11 protein-coding genes are annotated in these 18,608 nt (G+C 44.4%); 7 read left to right on the forward strand and 4 right to left on the reverse strand.

The window, feature by feature from the left end; translation table 11 throughout:
• Nucleotides 1-14 precede the first annotated feature (14 nt).
• Nucleotides 15-347, forward strand: a complete 333-nt coding sequence (locus tag D9A03_RS10650; protein WP_120497160.1) for a multidrug efflux SMR transporter — start codon at nucleotides 15-17, stop codon at nucleotides 345-347.
• Here D9A03_RS10650 and D9A03_RS10655 read toward each other — a convergent pair.
• Together D9A03_RS10655 and D9A03_RS10660 are read right to left on the reverse strand one after the other, a co-directional pair.
• Nucleotides 336-878, reverse strand: coding sequence for a GNAT family N-acetyltransferase (locus D9A03_RS10655; protein ID WP_120497161.1), 543 nt, complete (start codon nucleotides 876-878; stop codon nucleotides 336-338). The two genes, D9A03_RS10650 and D9A03_RS10655, sit on opposite strands and share 12 nt — an antisense overlap.
• Complete coding sequence (locus tag D9A03_RS10660) at nucleotides 875-1,768, reverse strand: folate-binding protein YgfZ (RefSeq protein ID WP_120497162.1); 894 nt, start codon at nucleotides 1,766-1,768, stop codon at nucleotides 875-877. The genes D9A03_RS10655 and D9A03_RS10660 overlap by 4 nt, the downstream gene beginning before the upstream one ends.
• Nucleotides 1,769-1,961: 193 nt before the next feature.
• Between D9A03_RS10660 and D9A03_RS10665 the strand changes: the two genes are divergently transcribed.
• Together D9A03_RS10665 and D9A03_RS10670 are read left to right on the forward strand one after the other, a co-directional pair.
• Nucleotides 1,962-2,927, forward strand: a complete 966-nt coding sequence (locus D9A03_RS10665; RefSeq protein WP_120497163.1) for a glycosyltransferase family 9 protein — start codon at nucleotides 1,962-1,964, stop codon at nucleotides 2,925-2,927.
• 32 nt (nucleotides 2,928-2,959) lie between these two features.
• Nucleotides 2,960-3,760: a glycosyltransferase family 2 protein gene (locus tag D9A03_RS10670; protein ID WP_254055024.1), complete on the forward strand. Its 801-nt coding sequence runs from the start codon at nucleotides 2,960-2,962 to the stop codon at nucleotides 3,758-3,760.
• Between the two features lie 22 nt (nucleotides 3,761-3,782).
• Here D9A03_RS10670 and D9A03_RS10675 read toward each other — a convergent pair whose 3' ends face one another.
• A complete protein-coding gene (locus D9A03_RS10675) occupies nucleotides 3,783-4,811 on the reverse strand; it encodes a glycosyltransferase family 9 protein (protein WP_120497164.1) in 1,029 nt (342 codons plus the stop codon).
• 458 nt (nucleotides 4,812-5,269) lie between these two features.
• Between D9A03_RS10675 and D9A03_RS10680 the strand changes: the two genes are divergently transcribed.
• The 3 genes from D9A03_RS10680 (at nucleotide 5,270) to D9A03_RS10690 (ending at nucleotide 8,512) form a co-directional block, all read left to right on the forward strand.
• Nucleotides 5,270-6,316, forward strand: coding sequence for a glycosyltransferase (locus D9A03_RS10680; RefSeq protein WP_120497165.1), 1,047 nt, complete (start codon nucleotides 5,270-5,272; stop codon nucleotides 6,314-6,316).
• Nucleotides 6,313-7,659, forward strand: a complete 1,347-nt coding sequence (locus tag D9A03_RS10685; RefSeq protein WP_120497166.1) for a dihydroorotase — start codon at nucleotides 6,313-6,315, stop codon at nucleotides 7,657-7,659. The genes D9A03_RS10680 and D9A03_RS10685 overlap by 4 nt, the downstream gene beginning before the upstream one ends.
• A 154-nt stretch (nucleotides 7,660-7,813) precedes the next feature.
• Nucleotides 7,814-8,512 (forward strand): MOSC domain-containing protein, encoded by a 699-nt coding sequence (locus D9A03_RS10690; protein ID WP_120497167.1) that lies wholly within the window; start codon nucleotides 7,814-7,816, stop codon nucleotides 8,510-8,512.
• Nucleotides 8,513-8,547: 35 nt separating this feature from the next.
• On the opposite strand, the gene D9A03_RS10695 is transcribed toward D9A03_RS10690, so the two are convergent.
• Nucleotides 8,548-9,162 (reverse strand): 2-hydroxychromene-2-carboxylate isomerase, encoded by a 615-nt coding sequence (locus D9A03_RS10695; protein ID WP_120497168.1) that lies wholly within the window; start codon nucleotides 9,160-9,162, stop codon nucleotides 8,548-8,550.
• 367 nt (nucleotides 9,163-9,529) lie between these two features.
• Here D9A03_RS10695 and D9A03_RS10700 point away from each other — a divergent pair, with 367 nt between their 5' ends.
• On the forward strand, nucleotides 9,530-18,394 hold the full coding sequence (locus D9A03_RS10700) for a DUF5801 repeats-in-toxin domain-containing protein (RefSeq protein ID WP_120497169.1): 8,865 nt from the start codon (nucleotides 9,530-9,532) through the stop codon (nucleotides 18,392-18,394).
• Nucleotides 18,395-18,608 lie beyond the last annotated feature (214 nt).

Raw genomic sequence — 18,608 nt, forward strand, 5'->3', positions numbered from 1 at the left:
AAAGGCTAAAATCCATGTCCGTTTATTTTATTTTGGCAATTGCAATCGTGAGCGAAGTCGTTGCCACGCTTTCGTTAAAAGCAGCGGACGGCTTTACAAAACCTTTGCCGACGACGGTCTCGATTGTTGGTTATTTGATAGCGGTTTATCTGTTGTCTATCGTGACAAGGCAGTTGTCCATCGGTGTGACCTATGCTGTATGGTCAGGTGCCGGCATCGTCCTGACCGCCGGATTTGGCATTATCATTTACGGTGAGAAAATGGATCTGGCCGGTATTATCGGGATCGGGATGATTATAGGTGGTGTTTTGATCCTTAATCTGATTTCCAATGCGTCAGGTCATTGAGACTTTCGTCGATTTTATATGTAAACAATAACAGAACTCTTCTGAATTGCTCTTATCTGATAATTTCCGTGTTTTATTCTGCTTGATGAAACCTAGCTTTTTGTAGAGTTGATGTGCTTTGGTAAAGCGTGAATCCGTCCAAAGAAATAGTTCCGCAATATTTCTATGGCGGGCTTCTTTTATGACTTCATTCACCAGATATTGTGCAAGGCCATGTCCCCGGTAATCGTGTGAAACATAGAGCTTTTTAAACTCCATTTTCCTAGTGCCCGATAAGCGAGGTTCTGATTGTGTAAAACCACAAACTGCGACTAAGCTTTCTGGATCGAATGATGACCGGATACCTAATAACTTGCCATTGTGAGCAGCAAAATGAGATGCAGGTTTCAGAAGTTCTGTTTCTTCCTGTATATCGAAGATAACACCTTGATTTTTATACTCCTCATAGCAAAATTTTATCAACTTGATTAATGAGGAGGCATCGGTGTCGGTTACCGGGTTTTGCTTGAATTTTTGATCAAGCTTTTTCATGAAGTGATTTCTATCCAGTCAGGAAGTTGGGGGGTTACAATTGCTTCATTGCAAAGCAATTGATCAGAACCGAGTGCGTCAATTTTTAATGTCGCTAGTCCCTGATTTCCATAAAGTGATCTTAAGACACCGACATTTTTCCCCGCATTTGTAATGTCTGAGCCTATTAGAGGTAATGGGCCTGTTAAGGTTACAGGCACAAGACGTTTTTTGATGAGAGCACGATATTTGGTGCGGGCTGTAAGTTCCTGACCGATATAACAGCCTTTGTCCCAATCAATCGCCCCGAGTTCATTGAAACCATTTTCAAGCAATATTGACTTTTCAACCTCAAGATCACGGCTGCCATCGGGAATACCAAGTGCAACCCTTGTTTGATCATAGCCCGCAAGAGTACCTTCTGTAAGATCGTACTCTTTCATGAATACAGCAAGGTTCTCTGTGGGAATAATAGCTCTTGCGCCGATGGCCTGATGACGAGGGTCTATATAAACACAACCGCCAAAAGTTTCTTTGCTCGAACCTTTCTTGAGCGAAAGTTCAAATTTTTTATCTAAATCATGACCTTGTAATGCAAGGACCGTGTAGTGATTGTCTGTTAGTTCTAATGTTGCTTTAGAGCGCATTTTATAGAGCTTAAGACGTCGTAAAAGATCTGGAGCTCGCTCTTTTTCACAATCGAGGAAAAGACCACCATTGAGGGATGATGTCACAAAAAAATCGTGAAGAAATTTACCTTGCGGCGTTAACAAGGCAGACCAGACAGACTTGGTGGGCGTTACCTGACTGATATCCTGCGTAACGACAGCTTGCAAAAAGGGAATGAGTTCGTCGCCAGCCAGCTTTAGGACAGTTCGATGTTCAAGTTTTATTGCAACAATATCATTCATTTTCTTTTCAATCTCTATGGTCGATTATTTTTTGAACACAATAAATGGTATTTTTAGGGAATTGTTATGGGTGAATAACTATCCGATCTGAAATATTTAGTGTGATATATAAGCTGTTAGAAGTGTTGATGAAAGAGTAAGCTTACTATAAATCATCTGAAACTTATTTAGGTACATTGCTGGAATAGCTGCATTGAGAATACTTTTTATTACCTCTAACAGAATTGGTGATGCTGTTTTATCAAATGGCGTCTTGCACTCTATGTTAGATCAATACCCTGGTGCAAAAGTCACTGTCGCAACCGGGAATGTTGTAGCTTCTTTGTACGAGGCGGTACCCGGTCTGGAAGAAATCATTCCTGTCTCAAAGTTAAAATACCATGCTCATTGGTTTAAATTGTGGGGGCGGTGTGTCAAAAAACGTTGGGATGTTGTTGTTGATATGCGCGGGACAGGTATCAGTTATTTTCTTGCAGCAAAACGTCGATTGATTCACTCATCGAAAGATGGACAAGTTCATCGTGTTGTTGAGCTGTCAAGAGTACTCAATAGTGTGGAACCTCCTTCTCCGGTTATTTGGACTGATGATAGTCACGAAAAAAAAGCTGTGGAATTTATCCCTGATGGCGCTAAAGTTTTGGCCGTAGGACCTGCTGCAAATTGGAGCGGTAAACAATGGCCAGTAGAGAACTTTTCCCAATTAATACAAACTTTGATCCGGCCCGATGGTCTTCTTCCTGACGCGCGTCTTGTGATACTTGCTGCGCCACATGAAAGAGAGCAAATTGCATCCTTGTTAACTTCTTTGCCGGAAAGTCGTGTGGTTGATCTTATCGGGCATGATTTGGTTACAGCAGCAGCTTGTTTGAAGCGTTGTGATCTTTTTGTGGGCAATGATTCTGGTTTGATGCATCTTGCTGCCGCTGCTGGAGTAAAAACGCTGGGATTATTCGGCCCCAGCCCTGAATGGCGTTATCATCCTTGGGGGGGGGACTGTGCTTGTGTGCGTACACCAGAAAGCTATCGAGAAATTATTAATCATCCAGATTATGACTATAGGCATGGTGCCGAGAGTTATATGAAATCCCTTTCCGTGGATACAGTTGTTACTGCGGCAGAGGAGCTCTATAACCGTGGGCATAACATTGCCCCCGTTTGATAAAAGCTTCCGCCTGTATATAGGACATATATATGTTGATTGAAAATGATATGCCTCTAGATGATATTCAACTATCAGCACTGCTTGTTATTCATAACGAGGAAGCGCGTATTCGTGACTGTCTTGAGCGTGTTAAATTCTGTGATGAGATTGTTGTTGTTCTCGATCGTTGCACGGACGGATCAAAAGATATTGTATTGGAATACACAGATCGTGTTGTTGAAGGTGGCTGGCCGATAGAGGGCGATCGGCGCAATACGGGCAATAATATGTGTCGTGGGCAATGGGTTCTGGAAATTGACGCTGATGAACATATTACCCCTGAATTGGCTCAAGAAATCAGGTCAACTATTCAACGGGATGATGCTGATTACTATTTAATTCCTGTTGATAATTATATCGGCGGTAATCTGGTTCGATATGGATGGGGTGCCCAGTTTGGAAAAGCGTCTGCTTCTTGTTTGTGCAGAAAAGGTGTTAAGCGTTGGGGGAATGACCGGGTACACCCTAAGCTGCACTGGAAAGAAGGAACGCGTAGAGGCGTGAAACTGGAAAACAGACTCGTCCATTATGTGGATAACAATATTTCCGATATGATCAGGCGTTTTGACTCTTATACGACAGCCAGAGCAAAAGATTTGATTGATAGTGGCGAGATTGGAACCATGCCGCATAATGCCCGGCGTATTTTAAGCCGTTTTTGGCGTTGCTTTGTTCGCCGGAAAGGATACCGGGAAGGGGGATATGGTTTTCTCATCGCAACTTTTGCAGCACTTTATCCTATGGTTTCTCATATAAAGGCGCGTTACGAAGCAGAGCAGTTGAAGTCCTGACCACTTGTTTTGTTCTTCGATGTTATGTGCGTGATGTTTCCATTGGCAAGGCCGTGGTGACTCTTGCGAGTTCAAGATTCTGTAAATCGTCAACCTGGATTATTTCTACATCAGGGCCAATAGGTGAGATTTTATTTGGGTCTGAGGCATTCGAGAAAAGAGTAACAACGGGGCAACCTGCGGCTGAAATCAGATGCATCGGTCCGGTATCATTTCCCACAGAGAATTGGGCTTTTCTCGCGATAACGGCGATTTGCTCCAGACTGGTTTTCCCGCAGAGATTAACAGCGGCAGAGCATGAATTTTTGATCCGCTCACATTCTGTGCGCTCTGCTTTTGTGCCTATAATAACCGGCGTAATTCCCAAGTGGGTCATATGATCAGCGAGTTCGGAATAACGGGCAACAGGCCAACGTTTTTCAGGGCGATGAGGAGCCCCACCCGGTACAAGAAGTGCGTAGGATCTTGGTAGAGCCAGATCCTCGACATCTGCTTTGATAAACGACAAATCCGGAAGTTTTATATTTGTAATCCCGGCGATCGCAAGTTGCGCTTTTTCTCTGACAGAAATGTGGAAAATGCCTTCGGTTGGCTTTTCATAATAATGTGAGCATCCTCGAACATTTCCAACCCATTCCGGTTTTGTTGCTGGAAATAGTTTGTAGTAAAAACCTGTGCGTTCATTGCGTTGTAGATCGTACACTCGATCGAATTTGTGCGAACGCAGCGTTTTCCGAAGCTTTAAGATAGATGGTATTTCATAGATCTTTGGCTTCTTGTCTGTAAGGACAGAGTTGAAACAGCCGCTGGCTTTGGCGAGTGCCACATAGGGTTTAGTGGTCAATAAAGTGATATCTGCGTTTGGGTGATACGCCCGAATGGCTTGAAATGACCGTATGGAGAGAATGAAATCGCCAAAGGCTGACAGTTTGATAACTAAAACACGTTTGGGGTTCCCTGGTGTTGGCTCAGAGTTTCCAACATTTGCCGCATTTTCAAAGGCGACAAGGTCAGGGTCTTCGGTTGTTATGTCAGGGCGCTCAACTGTCATGCTTTTGCCATGTTAGTTTGTATGTTCGAACACACTGTTAGTTTTTGACCAGATTAACTGGGTGCACAGATATCTATGAAAGCAGTGAGCTTTCTAAAAATCGCAAAACGGCCAGCATTCTAAACAGCAAGAATAGCACACTTTCGGGGTGAATCGTGTTGCTAAGGATGTAATCTGAAAATAGCCTTGTGAAAACCTTATAGTGTAATAGTTTAGCGGAAATATTTTTTTAAGAATATGTTTTTGTGCTCTGGTCGCAATTTGGTCACAAGGATCATTTTTTATATTAAACCATATTATTTTTTTACCATTTCCATTTAATTATCGGGTCGCAGTTTGTTTTTATAAATATTTCCGGTAAAGAGGATACTTTAATTCCGGGGCTTTTATCCTGGATTTGAGCTCATGAGTGATTTGGTGAATTATATGGCTGGGTTTAACCGGGGAGAACCAACAAGGTGAAGGTCCTATTGGTATTGGGAGCAGGGGGAGAAGGTGGAGCTGAAACCTTCTATACACATATAACGCTCGCTCTCCATCGTGCTGGTATTGAAACCCAGGCCGCTCTTCGGCAAAATGACAACCGTGTGAATTTGTTCAAGTCTGCAGGTATTGAAACACTGGTTCTTCCTTTTGGTAAGCTTTTTGATTTTAAAACCAAAAAAAGGTTAAAGCAGAAAATCAAAGAGTTCAAACCTGATGTGGTTATGACCTTTATGAACAGAGCCACGTCCCTGTGCCCCAAAGGTGATTTCTTGCACATTGCCCGTTTAGGTGGGTATTACAAGCTCAAGAACTATAAAAATTGCGATCATCTTATTGGAAATACCAAAGATATTGTGGATTATTTGACATCTGTTGGATGGCCAGCGGAAAAATCACACCATGTTCCGAATTTTGCTTCTGTTGAGGCGGATGCTCTTCCTGTTTCCAGATTTGATCTGAACACACCCGATGATGCGACTGTCCTGCTGTCTTTGGGACGACTACACGAAAATAAAGCCTTTGATACCTTGTTGCGTGCGGTGGAAATAGAAACCCGACCTTATGTCTGGATTGCGGGTGAGGGACCTTTACGGGAAGAACTGGAGACCTTGGCAAAAGATCTGGGTGTGCTGGATCGCGTTCGGTTTTTAGGCTGGCGCAATGATCGTGGTGCTTTATTGGCGGCGGCGGATATTTGCGTTTTCCCCTCGCGGTTTGAACCCTTTGGCTCGGTTATGATTGAGGCGTGGGCGACAAAAACGCCGTTGGTGACAACGCGGACAGCGGGACCGGAAGAGATGGCCACTGACAATCATGATGCACTTATGGTACCTGTTGATGATCATAAGAGGATGGCTGTGGCAATTTCCCGGGTTATGGACGAGAAGGACTTGGTTGAACGCCTGACGGCAGCTGGCTTTGAGACCTATCAAAAAGACTATACCGAAGAGGCATGTGTGCATAATTACATCGACCTCTTTGATAAACTTTTAGCGCAAGAAAAAAGGATTGCTTCATGAGCGAAAGCTACGACCTGATCATTAAGGGCGGCGATGTTGTTACGCCGAATGGGACCGAGAAAATTGATGTCGGTGTGAAGGGCGGGCGTATTGTCGCTCTTGGTGACCTCAAAGGCGCAACGTCTATGGAAGAATATGACGCGACAGGGCAACATGTTTTGCCGGGGGCTATTGATACCCAAGTCCATTTTCGTGAACCCGGACTTGAACACAAGGAAGATCTGGCCTGTGGTACCGCTGCGGCGGCGTTGGGTGGTATTGTGGCTATCTTTGAAATGCCGAATACAAATCCTAATACCCTTGGTCCTGTGGAGCTTGCTGACAAGCTGGCCCGTTGTGAAAACAGGGCCTGGACGGACCATGCTTTCTTTATCGGTGCTGCCGAAGAGAATGTGGATGAGCTGGGGGAGTTGGAAAAACTTCCAGGCTGTGCCGGGATTAAAATCTTCATGGGGTCTTCTACCGGAAGTCTTTTAGTTGAAGAAGAGGGGTTATTGGTCGAAGTTCTGAAAAACGGGACACGTCGCTGCCCGGTACATGCCGAAGATGAAAACCGTCTGAGAGAGCGTTTTGCACTCGTGCGTGATGGCGCAGAACCAACAATGCATCCGGTGTGGAGAGATCCGGAAGCGGCCGTTCTGGCAACAACCCGGATCTGTCGACTTGCGCGCCAAACAGGCCGTCGGGTGCATGTGCTGCATGTGACCAGCAAGGATGAAATGCCAATCCTTGCGGCAAACAAAGATCTTGTGACGGTTGAAACGACACCACAGCATCTGACACTCAGTGCGCCGGGGTGTTATGAAGAACTTGGTACTTTCGCTCAGATGAACCCGCCAATTCGTGATGAAGAGCACCGCCTTGGTCTGTGGGAAGGTATTCGTACAGGTATTGTTGATGTACTTGGATCAGATCATGCGCCTCATACTCTGGAAGAAAAGCAAAAGCCTTATCCTGCGTCTCCATCTGGTATGCCGGGCGTGCAAACCCTTATGCCTTTGATGTTGGATCATGTAAATAAAGGGAACTTATCGCTTGAGCGTTTGGTTGATCTGACGGCTTCAGGCCCTGCGCGGATCTATAATATTGCGGGTAAGGGGCGTATCGCTTGTGGATTTGATGCTGATTTCACGATTGTTGATATGAACAAAGAAGAAACAATCAGCAAAGATTGGCTTGCCTATAAATGTGGGTGGTCTCCATTCGAAGGCGTGACGGTTAAGGGCTGGCCAATGGCAACAATCATCCGTGGATCTGTTGTTATGAAAGACGGCGAGTTGATTGGTGATCCACAAGGAAAACCCGTTCGTTTTACAGACACTGAACCTGCTAAAAACTCCTGATCTGGGCACCCTAGAGACAATACTTAAATATTATATGTGAAACAAAGGCTTGGAAATGAATTTCAAGCCTTTGTTATATCTTGATTCAATTAAAGCCTTCTGACTAAATTCTCGCTTCTGCTGTATCTTAATATCTGAAATTGAGGCTCCACTCATGGCTAATCAAAGCTATATTCTTGAGACTATTCTTACGGGAAAATCCGTTCCCTTTGGGCCTAAGGGACAGCCAAGTGCAATAGCGAAGAAGCCTGTTTCAGGCTCTTTGAAAGTGACAAATCTGGGCTTTGTTGATGACGAGCAGGCTGACCCAAGACATCACGGTGGTCCGGAAAAAGCGTTGCATCACTATGCACGTGATCATTATAGTGCTTGGATGCATGAGTTTCCTCAAATTGATCCTGCTGTGCTGCAAGTCGGGGCCTTTGGCGAAAATATCTCGACAACCGGATTACAGGAAAAAGATGTTTGCATCGGGGATGTCTTTCGTTTTGGGTCTGCGACTGTTCAGGTTGCGCAAGGACGACAACCCTGTTGGAAACTTAATGTTCGGTTTGCTTTCCCCAAGATGGCCGCGACGGTTCAAAAATCTGGACGTACAGGCTGGTATTACCGTGTTTTGGAAGAGGGAAGTGTCAAACAGGGGGATGAGTTAACTTTGATTGATCAGCCTAATCCCGATTGGAGTTTGTTGCGAATTCAAAATGTTCTCTATGTTGATATGCTCAATCTGGAAAACTTGCAGGCGCTGGCATCCTTGAAGGAATTGGCGAGTAACTGGCAAGAGTTGGCGCGGAAGCGTTTGTCGCGTCTGGAGGTCGAAGACTGGAATCCGCGTTTGCAAACGCCAGTCTGAACCATTACTTCGTTTTGTTTTTCTATAAGCCTTTTCTATAGAGCTTCGAGGGCGCGTTCGACAAAGTCCAGTCGATCCTGTCCGTAAAAATTCTCACCATCGACAAAGTATGTTGGGGCACCAATCACACCGCGCATAATGGCTTCCCGGCAGTTGCGTTCCAGTTCAGCCTGAACAGCTGGTGAAAGAGCTTCTTCGATCAGGTTTGGCAGGTTTTCAAAGCTTGCACTTTCACAAAGTTCAGTGATGACCTTTTCATTGGCAATATCGCGATCATCCCGCCAAAGTGCTTCCACGACCTTGAGGCTGAGTAAATTAAGATCTCCCGCTTCTCCACGATCTTTTGCACGTTGAGCGGCGATGACAATGCCGGAAGGTAGCTCTATGGGGCCATCATGGTGGATTGGCTCTCTTTGTAATGAAATGCCAAGATACTCTGCCCAACGGAGCGCATCGTTCATGGCATAATTTCGCAACATCGTCGGACGATCATCAAAGGGCAAGCCGCCAATAGCAGGCATTGTGACTGACAATATGATGGGGCGATGAACAATTTTGCGGCTATACTTTTCCGCCAGAGCATTCAAACGCGCGGCACCAAGATAGGTGAAATTAGAGCGTGTAGAGTAATAATAGTCGATGGTTTCCATGTCGTTCCAAGCCTTGGATTTCGTGTAGCCTGTTCCTGGTGGGTATGTGCATTTTCTACTTGAAGATAGTTGTATTGTCACTTTGAGGAAACGATGAATTTAAGGAATTTGTTTCAGGAAGGACCAAAGGAATATCTAATTTTGGTAAGTACATAAAATTTAAGGTAAATAAATTGTGATTTAAATGATAAAATCATACATATTAGTGTAGTTTTTTTGTACATCCTGGTTGTGATTTTTCCCGGTATATGTATATTTGTCGGCAATATTATTACATTATTAATGAATTTTTCCTTTTGGCGAGCAACTCTGGTTAATCCACAATAACTCGTTCTGACAAATATTTGGGATAGGGGTCCTAATTGACATGACTGATGGTTTTACGAAAACAGATAATGAAACTGTTTCTGGAGAAGAAGTAAATGATCTTTTGGTCGGGCAGGCTTCTTCTGCTCTGGAGATTACAGCTCCGGCAGCTGGCGAAACCAGGACGATCTCTCTAGAAAAAGGCCAGACAGTAACCCTGAGCTTTGATGCAACGTCAGCAACCCCGGTATTGGAAGGTAATGACTTTGTTCTGACCTTTGACAGTAATGGCGACGGTAGTGCCGATAGTCGTATCGTATTCCAGAATCTGGTTGAAAATGCTCAAGGGGCTGATGCTCCTGTTCTTGTTATTGGTGGTGTCGAACTTTCCTCTGGTCTTTTGATTGGTCAGGCGCAGGCCCTGGCCGAAGGCGAGACGCTGGAAACCGCAGCTGGGGCAGGCGCTGGCCCACAAGGTGGTGGCGGTAGTGTTTACAATGATAACCTGGGTGATCTGATTGATTTGCTACAGGCGCAAGAGGGACTTGATGGAACCGGCTTGGAAAGCAGCTTACTTGCTGATGGCGGTGATATACTGGATCCGGCCGAGGGCATTTTAAACATTTCATTTGAGACAGAAATTTTCGGTACAGAAATTGATGGTCAGGTCTTTGGTGGCGGTTTTGAGGACTGGGATCATCGTCAGGATGATTGTGATGACGGTCATTCTCCCATGCAGATTCTTGTCGAATTTGTCCCAGCTGATAACGAAGATCTTGTTGATCTCACCATTTCCGGTATTCCCGAAGGAGCACTGTTCTTTATTGGAAATCCAGTTGATGCCAATGGTGATTTCGATCCGTCAGCAGCTGAAGCACTTGTAGGGGGAAGCATCACCTTGACCTCTGCGCAGTTGGCAGAGGGTATCTTCCTGTTACCGCCGGAGAACAGCGATGCAGATATCCCACTGGAATTTGCGGCGACAATCTTTGATAAAGATTCTGGCAATAGTGCAACCATCACAGCTGGCGCGACAGCAACAATTGATGCTGTTGTTGATAAAGCAGTGTTGAATATTGACGATTCTGATGAAGGTCCGCAGAGTGAAGTTGGTGACTTTGTGACGATTTGGGGTGCTCGGTATCGTGGTCATCTGGTTGCCGCTGAATTTGATGCAGATGATGCTGATAATGTTTTGATTGATAATCGTGCTCCCTACATGGCTGATCCGTCAATAGAGACATTGGCAAACGGTGGATTTGTGGCTGTTTGGCACGATTATTCAAGTGGCGGAGGTGCCGCATACCAGATTAAAGCTCAGGTTTTTGGCGTTGATGGCGATCCAAAAGGAGAGACATTTATCGTCGATAATGTGGACATTTTTGGTGATGCTTATCCAGATGTCGCTGCCCTTTCAGATGGCGGATTTGCTACTGTGTGGGTGGATCGGAATAGTTTTCATGACGTTAAACACAGCAGCCGAGATGAAGAGCTGAATGATAACCAGTCAACGTCACTAAATGACAGTCTGATTGTCAAAATCTATCAATATAATAACGCAGAAGAAATTAAGATAAATATAGCGCAGCCGGATGGATATGAAGCTATTGGGGAACCAAGTATTACGGGGCTTTCCGGTGGTGGATTTGTTGTCGCCTGGACTGGGGAAACTGGTGGTTCCTACGACGACCTGAATGCTACTGATTCTGATGTGTATCTGCAGCGCTTTGATGCCAGCGGGAATCCTGTCAGCGATAGCGGTCCTGTCCGTATTGAGACCCCTGAAAATGCTGACAGTAAGCCGGATGTTACAGCTACGGCAGATGGGGGGTTCATTCTTGCTTGGTCGAAAACAGATGGAGACGGTAATTCTGTTGAAATACGCCGTTTTTCAGCTGATTCAGATGGTTCTTCTCCTGCGCCTGTTTCAATCAACATTGATGAACCAGATGTTAATTACTCGAATGTCGAAGTAACAAGTTTGGGTAATGGTGGGTTTGCTGTTGTCTATGGCGTGTCAACTGATTCTGATGATGTGCCGAGAGATCCTGAAGATAAAAGAGATAGAGATCCTGAAGCCGAAAAAGATCATGACATTCAAGTGAAAGTGTATGATCAGAATAACGATCTGGTTGAAACGGTCACAATAGATCTAGGTGTTTTCGCGGGCAGTGTTGGTGATCCGCATGTTAGTAGCCTGGATAATGGTGGTTTCGTTGTTGTTTGGCAGGCCCAGGGCAAAGAGGCTGGTATTGTTGCTCAACGATTTAACGTAAACGGCAAACCAATTGATAGTGATGGTAATGTTCTTGATGAAATTAATCCATCGCTTGTCAGTGAGGGAATGTCTAGTGGCCGTGCAAATGACCCGCATGTGACCGAGGCACCTTGTGATGATATCGGTGCGACAGTTACATTTGCCGAAGATAATGCAACGCCTGTGAAGGATTCTGGTTCTGATAATTCAAACGATAATGAAGAGCGGAAATCAGATTCTATTGATAATGAAGTATGTTATGTGGATGGAGAGCCTATCTATCCAATTGGATTTAATGCTTCTATTGGTGAAGATCGTGATGGTTCCGAAGAGTTAACTGTTATTAATATCGGTCTTGTTGACCAGTTGCTTGGTGAAGAAGATCCCCGTGCACTTGGCCTTGAGGCAGATGGATCTAGTCTTGAACGTGGTGATGCTCAGCTTTGGATTAATCAGCCTGTTAGTGAACCGGATAATGACACGCCAACTGATGATATCCCGACTGCCAAAGCTGTAGTGGCTGATAAAACCGAATCGGTTATGCTTGTTGACGGCGCAATCATCAAGATTATGGGAACCTGGGTCGATCTGGATGCTGATGGCAATGTTGTTGTTGATGGTGCTGGTAAGCCAATTGTTCACAGTGGATTTGTGAATGCGCAGGTTCTCTTTGGTGAAGATGGTACGTTATCCCTAAACTTTGATTTTGACAGTGAAGGTGAGATCGTTGGTAATGAAGGTATCCGTGTTTGGTCAGTTGACCTGAGCGCAGACAGCGAAACAGCACTTTCTGTTCGTGTTTCTCAACACAGTGATCATGATTTTGATATAAATTATGGTGTAACAACACGTGATAATGCCCAAGATGAAGAGTTGTTGACAACAAACAACGAAACTACAGCCAAAGGTACATTACACGTAAATATTGAAGCTGTGGCTGATGGTGCCGAGTTGTCAAATGGCTATATTTCAGGGCCAGATGAACTTGTTGATGACGAAGGTCTGAAATCGGTTGAATTTAACAAAGACGGAAATGTTGTCTTAACATACAGTGAAGACGCCGAATCAGCTATATCAGATCATGGTGCTGGTGCGACAAATGAAACGCCGTTGACTGTTCAGGTCCGGGTTGATGCAGACTTGACTGATGATGACGGTTCAGAAGCCGTAACCCGGATTGTTATCAATAAAGGTGTCAGTGATGGTGTCTGGGTAAACACCTCTGTTGATCCTGCAGTAAATATTGCTGATGCGATTGCTGCTGAATCTGGTAACTATATTGTTAAAATTGATGGTTTTGATGCAGTTGCCACAATTGACGAGGACGGAAATCTTGTTCTTTCTTTCTCTGAAGAAGCTGATGCCGCACACGTTGGCAAAGATATCTCAATAACAGATGAAATTGGTATCCAATTACCAATTGATGATAGTACTGATTTCCAAATTTCGATTGACGTTACAACGTCCGAAGTCAACCCTGAAGGTGAAGTCAGGCATGAAGACTGCACCCATGAAATCAAAATTGATGTTGTCGTTGAAGGCGTTGTCGGAACTGCAAGAATTGAACACGAAGCGTTTGACGGTGATGAATATTGCGGTCTTTCCAACCTTGGCTTTGTTGCAGATAGCTTAGAGACTATTGTTGAAAAACGTGACATTGGCTATGGAAACAATGCTATGCCGATTGACCGTGAGCGTTTCTTCTTTAACAAAAGCGAAAATGCTGGTGAGTTAAACCTTAAGGTTAAAGTCCTTGATTATGATCGTAATGCGAAATTCCGCGATGATGTGAAAATTGAACTGCAAGAAGGTGAAACTATTACCGTTAAAGTCAGTGGCAATGGCACACCCATGGCAGCGATTGTTGATGCTTATGGTAATCCAGTTACAGGCAGCGTCTTTAACGAAGCAGATGGTACCCTGACCTTTACTGCGGAAAGTAGTGGTCCGGTTCTGTTGAGCCTGTATAACACTGGTGCATCACCTGATACCAATGATGGCGGTACTTATTCTGTAAATTCACAGATTTCCATCGCACCTGGTATCCCAACATATGTCTTTGCGGAAGATGGTGACCCGGATACCGCAGACCAGGGCGCAGAAACTGGCCCATTGGTTATTGGCGCTAACTTCAACCTTCATACTGAAGATGGTAAGGGGCAGGATACAAACGATCCAACGCCATCTAACGATGACGACAACTCTGAAGCGATCACGGCGGTTAAACTGACGCTGACGGGGGCGCCTGATGGAACCGAGTTTGTTGTTGCAACGGATACTCCTGATGGGTCAACAGTCACCATTGATGGGTCGGTTTATACCGTTGCTATTGTCGGATCAGAGCTAACACTCACGCTTTCCTCTGGGACAGGTGCACAGAATATTGCTTTGGGTGATGTTGTATCTGTGAAGCTTCCGCAACATACGGATGATGATTTCCGCATGGATGTTGTGGTTGAAACCACTGAATATGATGATGACGGTGGAGCCAGCCAGACAACAACAGCAACTGATGCAATGAAGATTGTCATCGATGCTGTGGCGGATACACCTTCGGCGATTAATGAAGAGATCACACCGACTGTTAGCCTTGATGAGGAAGCAACTGTAACCATTCCTGTTGAAGTCAGCTTTGCCGATAATGATGGTTCAGAAACGCATACAATTGTTCTCAACGATATTCCGTCTGACTGGATACCTGATTTTAATCTACCGGATGGTGCGACATATAAGGTTGAGGAGGGAATAACTCCGGGTGATTCTTCACTGAAAACAACCTATAGCATCACAATCGACGTGACGTCCCTTGGTGCTGATGTTGATCTGGATCTTTCGTTTAATCCACAGGACTGGACATCTTCACGCTGGGATGACGGTACAGCGCATGATGGTGGTGATGCATCAATCGGTATTGTGGCGAACGCCTATGAAACCGGCACACCTGATTCAGGCGTTGAGCCGAAAGATGCCAATAATCATGCGGAAAGCTCAACAGCTTATACTGTCAGTATTGCCGAAGATATCCCAACTGTTAAAAATACATTCATTCATTTGGATGAAACTGAAGGGCTTCAGACCAACGCTGAAAAACGTGTTGAAAATAGTAAATACGAAGCACGTGTAACTGAGGGACAGGATAAAGTTTCTGCTGCTCTTATTGCCGCGGGCCTCAAAGTTGGAGATGTTGTTAGTTCCGGTTATCGTAAAGATAAAAATCGCATTGATATGGAAAGCGATGGTACAACAGATGCAAATCCAGCGGATCAGGATGGCCAGGAAAGCATTCAATTCTTTGCTTACGATGGAACACAAGATTCTGGATTAAACACAACTGCTGGCGAAGATATCTATCTCTTCACTTCCAGTGCTGATTCATCAGTCGTATTTGGCGTTATTAACCCTGTGATTGGTGAAGATGGAGAGCTGACTGGTGGGACTGTGGTTCTATCAGCAACGATCTCTTCCGACTTGGTTAATGAGAACAATGCAATCCACATGTATGTGGAACAGTATGAGAGCCTCGAGCATCCAAATGAAAACAGTCACAATGAATCTATCAATCTAGATCTGAAATATTTCGTAACTGATGACGAAGGTGATCAAAGTGATACTGCGCGCCTACGTATCCAGTTCCGCGACGATGGTCCGACAATTGATGCTGAGAATGCCAAGATCGTTATTGATGATGACGATGTTCCGGGTGTTGATGGTAATCCGGGTGGTGTTGATGATGATGCTCCAGCGAATACGACTGGTACATTAAGCCACAATTACGGTGCCGACGAAGAAGGCGCAACAACACTTCTGCTTGATACAGGCGTAGCACCGGCTGGCTTTATCTATGAAGTCAATAGCGATGGCACTGTTCTGACTGTTAAGCAGGGTGATGTTGCTGTGATGAGCATCACACTGGATGACACAACATCTGGTAACTATACCGTCACTCAGCTTAATCCGATCAAGCATCCAGAAGGCTCTGACGAAAACAACGTTGAATTTGTCTTTAACTATCGTGTGACCGATGGTGACAAAGATACTGTGGATGGAACACTTTCTGTATCTGTTGATGATGACACACCTGTTGTCACCGATGAATACGCTGGTCTTATCAAAGAAAAGCGTCTGGATGACAATAATCCGAATAACAGCACGGTAAGTGATACACTGGACATTGATTTTGGTGCTGACGGTGGATCTGTTACCGGTATTGAATTCAAAGGTTGGACTGATACAGAAGATAATGATCCTTCTGGTTCTATTCTTTATTCCGGGAAAGTAGCTGTTGTCTTTGCTTCCGAGGTTGTTGGCGATGAACTGATCTATACTGGATCTGCAAATGGTCAGGATGTGATCAAGGTGGTCATCAATCAGAAGACTGGTGAATACTCGGTGACACAGCTTGGTCCTGTTGACCATCCTGATATTTCTTATGATAGAGAACATGACGCCATTCCTGATGGTCAGTCACACAGCAATGACTATGATCCAATCACATTGCGGTTCGAATATACTGTAACTGATGGCGATGGGGATATTGCCTCTGCTGATCTGAATGTCGTTATTGAAGATGATGAAGTTGATTCGAAAAGCGTTTTTGCTGATCGAAATGTCTTTATTGATGAAGCAACCTTAGTTGATAGCATTGATAATAACTCGTTTATCACTGGTAAATTGGTGCTTGGTCTGGGTGCTGATGGTGGATCCGTTACTGATATCTGGTTTGATTCCTGGGAAGACTCGGAAGATGGTCGTCCAGATGGGCAAACCCTCACCTCAGGTGGTGTTCCTGTTGTTTTTGGGGACGCGGCAGATGATGGCGTCAACATAGTTCTTGTTGGTAAAGTTGGTGAACAGGAAATCGTTACTGTTACGATTAACAAAACGACTGGTGATTATAGAATTGAGCTTCAAGGGGCAATTGATCATCCTGATACTGGTGGTGGTCAATTTGATCCTGTGACACTAAGTTTCCGTTATGAAACGATTGATGGTGATGGTGATCAGGATATCAGCGCACTTGAGATCATCATCGAAGATGATCAATCAATTGCGGTCGCAGATAATAACGATGCTGACGCTGTACAGGAAGATAGTGATCTAGTTGCTATTGGTAATGTCTTGGATAATGATACTATCGGTGCGGATGGTGCTGTCGTTACAACAACTTCAGAACTGGTTGGTATTTATGGGTCTGTTACCATTGGTGCTGATGGTCAATACACATACAACCTGAATAATGCGGCAGATAATGTTCAGGCGCTTGCCGAAGGTGAAGTCGTTTATGATACCTTTAGCTATGAGATTGAAGATGGTGATGGCGATACTTCTACTGCAGAATTGAAAATCAAGATTACTGGCACAAATGATGCGCCCGTTGCTGTTGATGATATCGTCCTGACAAATGTTGCTGGTCCGGTTGATATTCCGGATTGGGCATTGACGCAGAATGATACTGATATTGATGGTGATGCATTGATTGTCGATGATGTCAGCAACCCGGTTCATGCGACTGTTTCGCACGAGAGTAGCGCGAAGACGGTTACGTTTGAGCAGGATGTTGATTTCCTTGGCTTTGACCAAGCAGGAGCTGATGGAAAAGCGATAGAAATAGCCAGTGGTATAGATGGACATACCTATTGGAGATTTGGTCCGTTTGACGGTATCGTTAAATTTGAGTTGAATAGTGATCATGACTTAAATCCGGATAACCTCAACATTGCAACCGATCTTGATCGGGGAGACTGGATACGAGATCTTAGCCAGCCTGCTGATAAGGTGGTGCATAAAATTGATGTGTCTGGCGAAATACGAGATGCTGCTGACTTTGATAAAAGACGTAATGGCAGCATTAGAGAAAGGCAGGCTTTAGATAAAGATGCTTACGTTGTCCATCTGATGGCTGGGGAAATCCTATCTCTTGCAAGCTTTACTGATGCTAGTGGAATGCTCACAGTTAAACTGTTTGCGGAAAATGGTACCGAGATTTCTTTTGATGCAAGCTCACCATTTACCTCTGTAAATGGTGGAACGTACTATATCGATGTTGCTTCTAGTGATGATCTTGATAGTGAAGGTAATCGTTCCCGCGATTATGATATTGAACTAAATATTGACAGCACTGCACTTGTTGATTCGAGCTTTGATTACACAGTAAGTGACAACATTGATACAGATGTTGCGACTGTTTCTGTTGATGTACAGGGCGGCGATACTGTTGAAGGTGCTGCTGGCGATGTGGATGAAATCCTTATCGGTGGTGCTGGAGCAGATACTTTGATTGGTAATGCTGGTGACGATACTCTTATTGGTAACGGCGGGGATGATATTCTCATCGGTGGTGCTGGTAGTGATATTTTGGTTGGTGGATCAGGTAAAGATATCTTTGACTTTGCTGGCCATGTCGTTGGAACCGATGTTGACGTTATTAAAGACTATATGTCAGGAGAGGGTGATGTGCTGGATGTTAGTGATCTTGTTTCATTCACCGATGGTGCTGACGATATTGCAGACTTTATCCAGACAAGTATTGGGACGGATGGTCATACACATGTCAGCGTTAGTACTGATGGTGGTACTTCCTATAAAGAAATCGCTATTCTTGAGAACGTCTCCCTAGGAGACACGATCAAAGTTGTATTGGATGATACTGAAATCGATTTCACTGTATAATAAGAAACTTAAGACTTTGATTTATATAAAGGGCGCCCATGAGGGCGTCCTTTTTTATGGGTGTTGTCTTGTATTGATTGAAGCGTTTAATTTTATCGCGGTTTTACTTAATTCTTTTTTGTTGACGTCTTATGGATTGCTTCATTGCTTGTGCGTGGATAGCGCCAGATAACAAGTTCAAGATATTCGATGATAAATGATTAAGCTTTGAATT

This window comes from Kiloniella sp. EL199 (genome assembly GCF_900313065.1).
Lineage (GTDB): Bacteria > Pseudomonadota > Alphaproteobacteria > Kiloniellales > Kiloniellaceae > Kiloniella.